This window comes from Paraglaciecola sp. (genome assembly GCF_051252315.1).
GTDB lineage: Bacteria > Pseudomonadota > Gammaproteobacteria > Enterobacterales > Alteromonadaceae > Paraglaciecola.
The window spans coordinates 1-12621 of sequence record NZ_JBPOFP010000013.1 but is presented as its reverse complement, the minus strand read 5'-3'; the positions used below and the strand labels follow the sequence as shown (position 1 = coordinate 12621).

Genomic DNA, 12621 nt, shown 5'->3' with positions numbered 1-12621 from the left:
TGTTATGCCTTCTCTAATTTAACAGCGCATTTTTTAAAATCTGTTTGTTTAGATATGGGATCCGTAGCATCTAGAGTGACTTTATTAATCAAACGGCTGGCGTCAAACCAAGGTACAAAGACTAAACCTTTAGGTGGTTTATTACGCCCTCGGGTTTCGACTCGGGATTTCATTTCACCGCGTCGAGAAATGACTTTCACTTCGTCTCCCCGTCTAAAACCGCGTTTACGTGCGTCATCAGGATTCATATAAATTAGCGCGTCAGGTACGGCTTGATACAACTCAGGAACACGTTGGGTCATGGAGCCTGAATGCCAATGTTCTAATACTCGGCCAGTAGATAACCACATATCGTATTCTTCATCAGGAGATTCCGCAGGTGGTTCATAAGGCAAGGCAAAAATTACTGCGCGGCCATCAGGTTTGCCGTAAAACTCCCAGCCAGAACCTTCTTTAACATAAGGGTCTGAGCCTTCTTTAAATCGCCACTGAGTTTCTTTGCCATCGACTACAGGCCAGCGTAAGCCCCGTTCTTGATGATATCTGTCGTATGGTGCAAGGTCATGGCCATGGTCGCGACCAAAGGTTGCGTATTCTTCAAATAAGCCCTTTTGAACGTAAAAGCCAAAGTGTTTGGCATCATCATTCAAATGCTCTTGGCTGATTTCATCAATACCAAATTCATTCACTTGACCGTTTTCAAATAATACTTGGTACATGGTTTTATTTTTATATTCAGGTGATTTATCTAGTAGCTCTTGAGGCCAAACCTCTTCCATTTTGAAACGTTTAGAAAACTCCATTAATTGCCAAAGATCAGATTTTGATTCACCTGGGGCACTCACCAATTGATGCCAGCTTTGAGTTCTACGCTCGGCATTTCCATAGGCACCTTCTTTTTCAACCCACATAGCAGTAGGCAAAACCAGATCGGCTGCTTGTGCGGTGACAGTGGGGTAAGCGTCACTGACCACTATAAAATTATCTGGGTTACGGTATGCAGGTAAACCCTCTTCGTTGATGTTTGCCGCTGCTTGCATATTATTGTTGCACTGTACCCAATACACATTCATGTCACCGTCTTTCAGTTTTCGGTGATGTTGTACTGCGTGAAATCCAGGTTTTGGCGGCACTGTTCCTTCTGGTAACTTCCAAATTTTTTCAGCGTACTTTCTGTGTTTAGGATTGGCCACAACCATATCGGCAGGAAGGCGATGACTAAAAGTGCCCACTTCACGAGCAGTACCACAAGCAGAAGGTTGGCCTGTCAAAGAGAAAGGACTATTGCCTGGTTCTGATATTTTGCCGGTTAATAAATGGATGTTATAAACCAAGTTGTTTGCCCACACTCCGCGGGTGTGTTGGTTCATTCCCATAGTCCACAAGGACATGACTTTTACCTTAGGGTCTGCATACATTTGGGCTAACTTCAGCAGGCGACTTTCTTCTACACCACTTATTTTGGATGCATATTCTAGTGTGTAATCGCTAACAAACTTGGCATATTCTTCAAATTTAATCGGGGTTGAACCACCGGCCTTATCGGCATTTTTTGCTTGTTTTTGTTTAGGGTGATCATCTCGCAGGCCATAACCAATATCGGTGTTGCCTTTAACAAAATTGGTGTGTTTATTTACAAAGTCCCAATTAACTTTGTCATTTTGAATAATGTAATTGGCAATAAAGTTCAAAATGACCAAATCAGTTTGTGGTTCAAACACCATAGGTACATCGGCCAAATCAAATGATCTATGGGTGTAGGTAGACAATACCGCTACTTTTACATGTGGAGCGCTTAGTCGGCGGTCTGTTAATCGCGTCCATAAGATGGGGTGCATTTCTGCCATATTCGAACCCCATAAAACAAATGCATCAGCCGCTTCAAAATCATCGTAGCAACCCATAGGTTCGTCTATGCCAAAGGTACGCATAAATCCACCAACGGCTGAGGCCATACAATGGCGAGCATTAGGATCAATATTGTTTGACCTAAATCCGGCTTTCATCAATTTTACTGCGGCATAGCCTTCCATTACAGTCCACTGGCCCGAACCAAACATGCCGACAGACGTAGGGCCTTTTTCTTTCATGGCTTTTTTATATTTTTCTGCCATCACATCAAAAGCGGTGTTCCAGCTCACTGGCGTAAACTCGCCGTGTTTATCAAACTTGCCATTACTCATACGTAACAAAGGAGTTTGTAATCTGTCTTTGCCATACATGATTTTAGATAAGAAATAACCTTTTACACAGTTAAGCCCTTTGTTTACCGGGCTTTTAATATCCCCGTGAGTAGCAACAACTTTGTTGTCTAGTGTGGCGACATTTATGCTGCATCCCGTTCCGCAGAATCGGCAGGGTGCTTTGTCCCACTTTAAGCTAGTTAATTTACTATCTGTGACTAGGTTACTTGCCTGAACTGGAATATTCATGCCCGCTGCAGTGGCTGCAGCAGAAACTGCACTGGCTTTCATAAAAGCGCGTCTATCAAGTGTCATTTTCTTGGTCCTTACATTTCTGCATCTGGGGTATATTCGTGATATACCGCGGCCACATCGACTACCTGAGGCATATCTCTTATTAATTCTGTAATATTTGAAACAGCTCGGTGGGAGAATCCCTCCGCGGTCACTATCAATTTTCCTGTAGGTTCAAACTCATGGACTTCAGCGCCTTCAATTTGATTAATTTTCTCTACATTCTTTGTAACGTGTTCTTTATGGCAACGTACAATAAAGCTTGAAATGTGATATTCACTCATCTGCTTGATCACTTATATGTTTGTCAGAAATTTGGACTTTGTTTAATGAAATGGCATTGGCTGGGCATGCTGAAACACAAGCACCACATTGTGTGCATAAAGCTTCATCAAATTCGGGTTTAGGTATTGTGGATTGCCTGAAATTGAATTTTATGGCTTGAGGCTCACACTCATCACGGCAAGTTTGGCAAACGATATTACGTTCAGGAAAACACTGATTGTTTATGGTTAATTTTAATTCCCAAGCTTGTTTTTGTGCTGTATCAAACAGGGACTCTGGGCAATGTTCGGCGCATTTTTGGCAATAGGTACATTCACCTAACCTAAAGTCTACGGTGGGATATCCGCCATCTCCTTTATTTATGACGGATTCAGGACAATGTTCGATACATTTTTCACATTGTGTACAGTTATTTAAAAAGTGATCTGCACTTTTTAAATAAGGTAAATGAATATCTGAATTTACTTTTTTAGTTTGCCCCGTCATAAAAAAAGCACGGCGCTTAAAATCTACTGCCATGGGAAATCTATTGTCCAGGTAATCCAAATAACATTTGGCTGATCCAAATTGTGAATCCTAATCCACCCACAATAACCACAGACAAAATAGGAAAAAGAAATACAGCGATTAATAAAAACGCTTTAAATTCTTCTTTTTTCGATGTTTCCATCACTAATTCCAAATAACCATTTATATAATGTGGTTATTAATAACAGCAATAAAGGATAAATACCAATACTTTTAGTAAGGTTATTTTAGTTTGCAAATAGATGCAGGAAATAGGGCAATAAAAGTGCAGGGATGTAGTCAAATAAAATGGAGTTAGCACAAAACTGACAATTTGTGAGCACTGTTGAGAAAAGTAACGAATTAGAAAAAGCTAAGCAGCTAATTAACCTGAGCTAGGGTTAATTTTTAACTAACCCAAACTCAAAGTAAGAAGTTGTTTTTTTAAAGCTCTAATAACCTTAAAGAAATAGCTGCTGCAGACGTGCGATTATCGACGCCTAATTTTTTAAATATTTGTTCTAAATGTTTATTCACTGTGCGCGGGCTCATTTCGAGGATCTGTGAAATTTCCCAGCTGGTTTTACCAAAAGATACCCAGTATAAAACCTCGGATTCACGTTTGGTAACAGGTAGGTTTTCTTGTAAACATTTTGCTGTTTTTTTCTGCTTGTTTTCAACTATATGTAATAGGTGCTTGTCTTCCTGTTGGCTTTCATAAAAAACTTCAATAGGTTGAGAAAAGCAGTTTATAGTCAAATTTTTTGAGGTATCAGCTTGTAACCATTTTTCTAATTCTGTGGCGATGTTCGCCCAAGGGATCGGGTTGTCACTGGCAATCTTATCGACAATTTTATGTACTTTTGGGGTTGCCCAAGAAAGTCTGCCTTTAGTACTGACACAGAATACGTTGGCACCAGAATGATCTAATGCTTCTTGAGCACTGAGAGCTAATTTAGCCGTTTCGATATGAGTCTTAATTCGCGCAATGACCTCGTTAGGCGATATCGGTTTTGTCACATAGTCAATGGCGCCCGCTTCAAATCCTCTGACTACGTCTTCAGAATCACTTAGGCCAGTCATAAAAATGATTGGCGTATTGGGCAGTTGTTCTTTCAATTTATGGCAAGCTTCAAAACCATCCATTTGAGGCATCATGGCATCTAATAAAATCACTGCAGGTTGGACTTTTTCGATAATGGCTAAGGCTTGCAGGCCATCAAGGGCGACTAAAGCTGTATATCCTTGGCTGTTTAATGCGGCATTTAACATGCCCAACGACTCTGGAGAATCATCCACTACTAAAACTACATCGCCTAGGTTACTGCTCATGACATATCTCTTCTAAAAATTTTATAATCTGCGGAAAATTACACAGTTCAACATACTCGGATAACTGAGAGAGTATATCTGCTGGAATCGTATAGTTTTCAGTAATTTTAGATAATTCTTGGTTAAAGCCAGACAAATAGCCGATTTCTGCTAATGCAGTTAATGCCTGGTATTGCTCTGAACCTGCTAGAGGTTTACTGCTAATAGTCGTTACTTTACTATTTTTATTAGTGGGGGACGTTGCCCCTTCAACTTGAGCCGGTTCTTCTTCTAAATATTGCCAATGAATTGGTAATAGTTCACCAATTTTTCCTAATAATGCATCCAAGTTAACCGGTTTGGCTAGATAGCCATTATGGTACCCCTTAGCCGAAAGGCTTGCGTCAGCGTCTCGCGCATTGGCTGAAATCATTAATACAGGTAACTTGTATGACTGTTTACGTAATTGTTCTACCATCTGCCAGCCGTCGGTTTCTGGCATGCGCACATCTAACAACATTAGATCCACATGGTTATTAGCCAAAATGCCTAATCCTGTTGACGCATCTTGTGCCTGTAAAACCTTAAAGCCTATTGGCTTTAAAAGGTCTGTCATGAGTTGTCTTTGATTTAGATCATCGTCAACCACTAATATGACTTGTTCATCGCCAGCATAACTTTTTACATTTTGCTTAGTATGTTCTGGCGCATTTTTGTTGTTAGCGAGTTCGACTAACATCAAACGCAGGTTAAATGTTGTGCCTTTACCTAATACGCTAGACAAGGTTATTTCGCCGCCCATTAATTCAGCTAATGACCGCGCTATGGTTAAGCCTAAACCAGTGCCACCAATCGCTTGAGTATGGTTATTTCGAATTTGTTCAAAGGGTTTAAATATCAACTCTTGGTTGGCTTCTGAAATTCCGACGCCCGTATCAATCACACTAAAATTAGCCACTTGATTACGGTAGCTAATTTTTAAGGTTACCGAGCCTTTGTTGGTATATTTGATCCCGTTTGAAATCAGGTTGATCAATATTTGCCTAAACCTTTGTTTATCTGTGGCCACAATATCGGGTAAGTTGGCACAGGGTTGATAATGAAATTCTATGCTTTTTTGTGCGGCGATCATTTGAAACATTTCAACCAGTTGTTGCAGAATCGCTTTTAAATTGAACTCATCTTTTTGCAATGTAAGGCGACCCGCCTCGATTTTAGAGATTTCTAATAAACCTTCTATCAAGTCAGTTAGATGTTCACCGTTACGTTTTACAATACTTAAGTTATGTCTTTGCGGGCTAGGAATTGCTTGGTCTTGGCTCAATAGTTGAGCATACCCCAACATAACGTTTAGGGGGGTGCGTAATTCGTGGCTCAGTCCTGCTAGATAACGGCTTTTGGCTTCATTGGCTGATTCGGCAATGACTTTTGCATCTTGTAGCGCTAAGGAGGTTTTTTCGTGGGCACCGACTTCTGTCGCCAAGGTTCGAGTGAGAGATCGTAACTCTTTTAGTGCAGAACGATTGCTGTTGCGGGCTAATATAAATAACCAACTCACGACACCTATAATGATCACTAATAAGAAGAATATTTTGATAAGTGTGACGGAGAATACTTGTTTAATTTCTGCACTTTCCAATGGTACTTGTAAATAGATTAAGAAGAGTATGCCAGCGCCGGTCAAACTCATGCCCGCAGTAACTGCCACAAACTGTGCTACTGGAGTGGTTAAAGAGCGTAATAAGCCAGTGGTCAAAAAACGATTAAAAAAGTGTTGGGATTGATTGGCTAACGTAGCTCCTGGGCGACATAGATCACCACATCTCACATCTAAAGAACAACACAAAGAACAGATAGATTTTTGATAAGCAGGGCAGTGGGTCATATCCTCTGCCTCAAACTCATTCTCACAGATATGGCATTTAGTAATACCCGTGATCACAACGGTCTCTTTGTCGACTAAATAGAATTTTCCTTTGGTAAGGTAACCAATAAGAGGCACGGTAATAAAAGGCAGGCCACATGCGATAAAAGAGGCGAGTGCTTTGATTGTTTCGCCGTACCAGCCAAAATGTGCAGTAAAACCGACAAAACTAGCAATAATCATTGAGCCCACACCCACAGGATTTATGTCGTGTAGGTGCGAACGCTTAAATTCTATGTGTTTAGGACTGATCCCCAAGGGTTTATTTATGATGAGGTCAGCCACAACAGAGCTTAACCAAGCTAACACTAAAACAGAGTAAACCGTTAACATGCTTTCTATGGTTTGATAGATACCTAACTCCATCAATAACAACGCAATCACAACGTTAAAGACCATCCACACCACTCGACCAGGATGGTTACGGGTTACCCGTGAGAAAAAATTAGACCAAGCTAACGAGCCTGCATAGGCGTTAGCCACATTGATTTTTAATTGAGAAATGACAACGAAGCTACAGGCCACAATTATGGCAATGGTTGGGTTTTCAAATACATAGCTAAAAGCTAAGTTATACATATGAGCGGGGTCATCAGCTAGATCTAATGCCACACCTTGTTGTAAGGCAAAGTAGGCTAAAAATGAGCCTAAAAATAATTTAAGTGCGCCAAATAATATCCAACCAGGGCCTGCTGCTATGAGTGCTGCCCACCATTTCCATTGACTTGATTTGGGTTTTTCAGGTAAAAATCGTAAAAAATCTACTTGCTCGCCAATTTGGGCAACCAATGACAACAGTACGGCAGATGCACCACCAAATAAAATTAAATTAAAACTGGCGCCTTGTTCTCCGCTAGTGCCCGTAAAATTTATCCACTCATTTAATTGGCTATCAGGATGACTAAATACAAAAAATAATGGCAAGAGTTGCAGGGCTAACCAGATAGGTTGTGTCCATACCTGAAAGCGACTGATGTATGCAATGCCGTGAGTCACCAATGGTAATACGGCTAATGCACTGATCACATAAGCGAGTCCTAAAGGGATACCAAATAGAATTTGCAATGCCATCGACATAATCGCCGCCTCAAGGGCGAAAAAGATAAAAGTAAAAGAAGCATAAATAAGAGAAGCGATGGTCGAACCTATATAACCAAACCCGCTACCTCGACTGAGCAAATCTATGTCGACACCATACTTGGCAGCGTAATAACTGATAGGTAAACCAGTAAAAAATATCACACCGATAACGGCTAGAATTGCCCAAGCAGAGTTCACAAAACCAAAATTTAAGGTAATGGCACCACCAATAGCTTCTAGTACCAGAAATGAAACAATACCTAGGGCGGTGTTGGCGATACGATTTAATGACCAAACCCTTGCACGCTTGGCAGTAAAGCGCAGTGCGAAGTCTTCCATCATTTCATTGGCTACAAGTTTATTGTAGGTACGACGGGTAGGTAATATTTTTTCGTTTGAATGCATGGTGTGTGGTCGACTGCTCTTATTTACTTTGTAAGTATTTTAACTTGCGCTGCTTTTTCAAATCGCGCAGCTAATTCAAGCCGCGCGGCTATTCGAAGTCGCGCAGCTAGGATATTACAGAATTTTTTAAACAGTAGGTATGCGTATATTTACTTAGGCAACAGATTGGGCAAGCTTTTTTATAAGGCTAGTATTAAAACCAAGCGTAAGCGCCAGAAATAAACATTCCAAGTAATGCTATAAAACTAATGCCAAAAGCAGTGCTACGAAGAAACTTTAGATCGAAGTAATAGAAAAACATGTGACCAATGCGGCCTACCAAATACATTAACGCACTATTATTTAACCAAGTAGGGTTAGCCGCAGATAAAATTCCAAATAGAGCAAATAAAACTAATATCCCCACACTTTCATTGCTGTTTGCGAATACTCTAGACGAACGAAACAAAAAACTATTGTGGCTTTGTTCTACCGAAAATCCAGGTGGGTGCTTCAGTTTAATCGACACCACGTCAGCAATAATTAGTTGTAACCAAAATAACAGCCCAGACAGCCCTAATACAAGAACAGTTAATTTGTACGGTAAAATAAAGTCCATAAATTTTTCCTTTTAAAAACAGTTTGTACTCTAATGTTTTTAACAGAAGAGTGCGCTACTTTTCATGAAGAACACCAACAAACGAAGAAAATATAGAATAAATATATCTTATTTTACACTGACCCCTTTTATTATAATTTTGATCCCGCCTTGGCAATAGAAGCCAGGTGAGGCAATATCATCACATAACTATCCTAAGTTGAAAGTGACATCATGCTCTTGCGCAAAATAGCTAAACACGTGAAGGATCAAAACTGGTTTGCGGTTGTCCTTGACTTTATTATTGTGGTGATGGGTATTCTTATCGCATTCCAGATTACCAATTGGAATGACACACGACAGTCTAATGAGGCAGAGCACGTGTTAATTGGAAGTTTTATCACTGAGTTTAGTTCCTTGGAGGAGGTTCTCAAACAAAGACTTGAGCGCGCAGAGCAATTAATCAGTAACAGCGCTGATTTAATTATGCTAATTCGAAGCAAAAAGGAACCCCAGGATCATCAAGCAGTTAAAACGCTTTTAATGTTAGCAACCCGATACAACGCGCCAGTAGCGATGCCAACATCCTTCTCTGATGCGCTGCAATCAGGACGTGTTAACAGTCTACGCGATAAGAATCTAAGAATTGCGCTTAATGGTTATGTAATATCGAGGGATTGGTGGGGAGTCATCGAAGGTCCGGCAGAACCACAAATTGATCCTAATTCTAAATTAACTGAAGCGATAACTTGGAGTATTCATCAAGAACTTTTCAAAGCACTGCGGCAACAGGTCATTGATTACAACTGGACACTAGTTTCTGATGCTGAACAAGAGCTGGTCGCGATCCATCGCAAGCAAATTCTACAAGCCGAAGCATACAGGCTAGAACTAATAGAAGTGGAAAAAGTCTTAACCACGTTAAATAAAGTATATTAATTACAACGAAGACGATGGGGTAGCGATTAAACGATCCCTTCGTGCGTCATTTCAGAAGTTTAATAAATAATATATCTTATTTGACACTACCCCCTTTTATTCCTAAAAGCATGCAGGAATGACGTTGTTGGACGTTTCAGATTTTATCTTTGTGGCAACGCCATACTTTTGATTTCTTCGCGACTCCAATTTCCCGTATTCAAAATAGTCTTGTCAGATGTCCAAACATGGACGTTTGGACAAGGCGAATCGCTTTACAGGGATGTTACCTTTCGCCGCTCTGGCATTGAAGACTATTTTCAATATGGATTAGAAATTGGTTGGAGAAAATGACCTTTTGGTTACTTTTGAGTCTTTTTAAAAGTAACTGGTGCGGCAGGGATGCCGTATCAAAACCGCAATGGATTGCGGTAAACGAAGTGCATAATCTCAGTCGCGAAGCGATATCTCAGTGTGCGTAGCACATGTTTGTACGCATGGTGAACGAAGTGAATAATCTTAGTACGCGTAGCGTATACCCAGCGGCGCAGCCACATAGATTTCAGCGCGCGCAGCGCATAAGTGGCGTAGCCATACCTAGTGCACGAAGTGCATCCTTCTAGCTTTTGTTAAATTTGCAATCAAAACCCCAAACTACGTAATTCTGCGTAGTCCGTTGCGTGCTTTTGCGAATATTACTCCTTGCCCAATCAATAGATACTCATCCCAGCTGCAATTAGGCTTTAAAAAAATAAATATAAAAACCACATTACTAACAATTAACACTGGGTAGAAATAAATGAAAACTTTCGCAAAAATTACTCCTATAGCAGCTACTTTAGCGCTTGCTCTTACCACTTCTACTGCTCAAGCTGATGACAAATTATCAGTAAGCGGTTTTATCGATATGTCTTACTACTCGGTTGATACTGATGATGCAGGTTCTGTACACGAGTCTGGTGTTGACCAAGTTGAATTAAACTTAGGTTATGACTTCGGTAACAAATTAACTGCAACTGTAGACGTTGAATATAAAAACTCTACTGATGGCGCAAATGTTGAACAAGCTTTTATTAGCTACGCTGTTTCAGACAACCTAAGCATCAAAGCAGGTCGTTTCTTAAGCTACTCAGGTTGGGAAACTGAAGAACCTACTGGTTTGTTCCAATACTCTGGTACTGGTTATGCTAAATATTTCTACGGCTACTACCAACAAGGTGTATCTGCTCTTTATAGCGGCGACAAATTTGCCGTTGCGGTTTCTGTAGTCAACGATTTAGCTGGTCCTCAATCTACTGATTCAGAGCACCCTGGTATCGAAACTATGGTTGCTTTCATGCCAACCGAAAACTTCACAGTAAAAGGTTTTTACTCTGTAGATGGCGACACAACTATGGTTAACACTTGGGCGGCTTATTCTGTTGATAGCTTAACCTTAGCAGCTGAATACAACACTTCTGAAGATACTGCTGGTGCTGGAAGTGAAGCAGACGGTTATTTGTTAATGGCTAACTATGGATTTGAAAGTGGTTTAGCTCTAACTGTTCGTTACCACGCATTTGAAGTTGAAGATTCAGTCGGTACTCAACTTGAAGATGCTAGCGCTATCACTATTTCTCCAAGTTATGCAGTAAACGACAACTTACTAATTGTGACTGAGTACCGTATAAATTCTGATGAAATATTCGGCGATTCAGACATGATCGCTGTTGAAGCACTAGTTACTTTCTAATACGGCATTTCTAAATAACGCATTTACAAATTTGGAGGGGAATTTCCCCTCTTTATTTGAATACATTTAATACCAAAATAAATAGGAAATAATGATGAAATTGAAAAAGTTTATCGCTGCTAGCTCTATCATCGCTAGTAGCTTGGTAGCCCAAGTAGCTATCGCAGCAGACACTATAAAGGTAGGTGTTTTACACTCTTTATCAGGCACAATGGCTATCAGTGAAACGACACTGAAAGACACTGTACTTATGATGATCGAAGAGCAAAACAAAAAAGGCGGACTTCTAGGTAAGAAGCTTGAGCCTGTTGTGGTTGACCCTGCGTCAAACTGGCCTTTGTTTGCTGAAAAAACTCGTGAATTATTAGCTAAAGAAAAAGTAGACGTTATCTTTGGTTGCTGGACTTCAGTATCACGTAAATCTGCATTGCCTGTACTTGAAGAATTAAACGGTTTGTTGTTCTACCCAGTACAGTACGAAGGTGAAGAGTCTTCTAAAAACGTATTTTATACAGGTGCTGCGCCAAACCAACAAGCGATTCCAGCTGTTGATTATTTAATGAATGACATCGGTGCGACTCGTTGGGTATTAGCCGGTACTGATTATGTTTATCCTCGTACAACTAACAAGATCCTTGAAGCTTATTTAAAAGCTAAAGGTGTTAAAGACGAAGACATCATGATCAACTACACTCCTTTCGGCCACTCTGATTGGCAGGGTATTGTATCTGAAATCAAAAAGTTTGGTTCTGCTGGTAAGAAAACTGCTGTTGTTTCTACTGTAAACGGCGACGCAAACATTCCTTTCTACAAAGAATTAGGTAACCAAGGTATTTCTGCTGAAGATATCCCTGTTGTTGCTTTCTCTGTAGGTGAAGAAGAGTTATCTGGTTTTGATACTAAACCTCTTGTTGGTCACTTAGCTGCTTGGAACTACTTCCAAAGCGTTGAATCAGAAGCAAACGAAGAGTTCATCGCTGCTTGGAAAAAATTCATCAAAGATGACAAACGTGTAACCAATGACCCGATGGAAGCGACATATATCGGTTTCCAAATGTGGGCTAAAGCAGTTGAAAAAGTAGGAACCACTGACGTAGACGCTGTTGAACAAGCAATGATTGGTGTGGCTGTTCCTAACTTGACTGGCGGTACTGCAGTCATGAACGCTAACCACCACTTGTCTAAGCCTGTACTAATTGGTGAAATCCAAGAAGACGGTCAATTAGAAGTAGTTTGGGAAACGCCTGATACAGTAATTGGTGATGCTTGGTCTGACTTTTTACCTAGCTCTAAAAACCTAATATCTGATTGGACAGCGCCAGTTAGCTGCGGAAACTTTGACGTAAAAACAGCTAAATGTTCTGGTCAAAACTTCTAAAATAGCTAGTGAAATCTAGTATTAAGT

10 protein-coding genes are annotated in these 12621 nt (G+C 40.4%); 3 read left to right on the top strand and 7 right to left on the bottom strand.

The annotated features are described in order from the left end of the window. Nucleotides 1-2: 2 nt before the first annotated feature. The 7 genes from napA to ACSHXM_RS04065 all read right to left on the bottom strand — a co-directional run bounded on the left by napA (nt 3) and on the right by ACSHXM_RS04065 (nt 8587). Entirely contained in the window at nt 3-2498 is a 2496-nt protein-coding gene (gene napA / locus ACSHXM_RS04095) for a nitrate reductase catalytic subunit NapA (RefSeq protein WP_435687457.1), read from the bottom strand. Nucleotides 2499-2509: 11 nt separating this feature from the next. Next, the gene (locus ACSHXM_RS04090) at nt 2510-2761 is read right to left on the bottom strand and encodes a chaperone NapD (RefSeq protein WP_435687456.1); all 252 of its coding nucleotides are present in this window, start codon (nt 2759-2761) and stop codon (nt 2510-2512) included. Continuing rightward, entirely contained in the window at nt 2754-3281 is a 528-nt protein-coding gene (gene napF / locus ACSHXM_RS04085; protein ID WP_435687455.1) for a ferredoxin-type protein NapF, read from the bottom strand. The genes ACSHXM_RS04090 and napF overlap by 8 nt, the downstream gene beginning before the upstream one ends. Before the next feature lie 7 nt (nt 3282-3288). Next, nucleotides 3289-3432, bottom strand: a complete 144-nt coding sequence (locus tag ACSHXM_RS04080; protein WP_435687454.1) for a periplasmic nitrate reductase, NapE protein — start codon at nt 3430-3432, stop codon at nt 3289-3291. Between the two features lie 281 nt (nt 3433-3713). Beyond that, nucleotides 3714-4601, bottom strand: coding sequence for a response regulator (locus ACSHXM_RS04075; RefSeq protein ID WP_435687453.1), 888 nt, complete (start codon nt 4599-4601; stop codon nt 3714-3716). Continuing rightward, the gene (locus ACSHXM_RS04070) at nt 4591-7989 is read right to left on the bottom strand and encodes an ATP-binding protein (RefSeq protein ID WP_435687452.1); all 3399 of its coding nucleotides are present in this window, start codon (nt 7987-7989) and stop codon (nt 4591-4593) included. Before ACSHXM_RS04070 ends, ACSHXM_RS04075 begins: the two co-directional genes overlap by 11 nt. A 193-nt stretch (nt 7990-8182) precedes the next feature. Next, a complete protein-coding gene (locus tag ACSHXM_RS04065) occupies nt 8183-8587 on the bottom strand; it encodes an MAPEG family protein (RefSeq protein ID WP_435687451.1) in 405 nt (134 codons plus the stop codon). A 213-nt stretch (nt 8588-8800) separates the two neighbouring features. Between ACSHXM_RS04065 and ACSHXM_RS04060 the strand changes: the two genes are divergently transcribed. From ACSHXM_RS04060 to urtA, 3 genes are all read left to right on the top strand, one after another. Further along, nucleotides 8801-9505, top strand: a complete 705-nt coding sequence (locus ACSHXM_RS04060; protein ID WP_435687450.1) for a DUF6090 family protein — start codon at nt 8801-8803, stop codon at nt 9503-9505. A 778-nt stretch (nt 9506-10283) separates the two neighbouring features. Then, nucleotides 10284-11216 carry a porin gene (locus ACSHXM_RS04055; RefSeq protein WP_435687449.1) on the top strand — a complete coding sequence of 311 codons (933 nt, stop codon included), beginning with the start codon at nt 10284-10286 and terminating at the stop codon, nt 11214-11216. A gap of 94 nt (nt 11217-11310) precedes the next feature. Next, nucleotides 11311-12594, top strand: coding sequence for an urea ABC transporter substrate-binding protein (gene urtA / locus ACSHXM_RS04050; protein ID WP_435687514.1), 1284 nt, complete (start codon nt 11311-11313; stop codon nt 12592-12594). Nucleotides 12595-12621 lie beyond the last annotated feature (27 nt).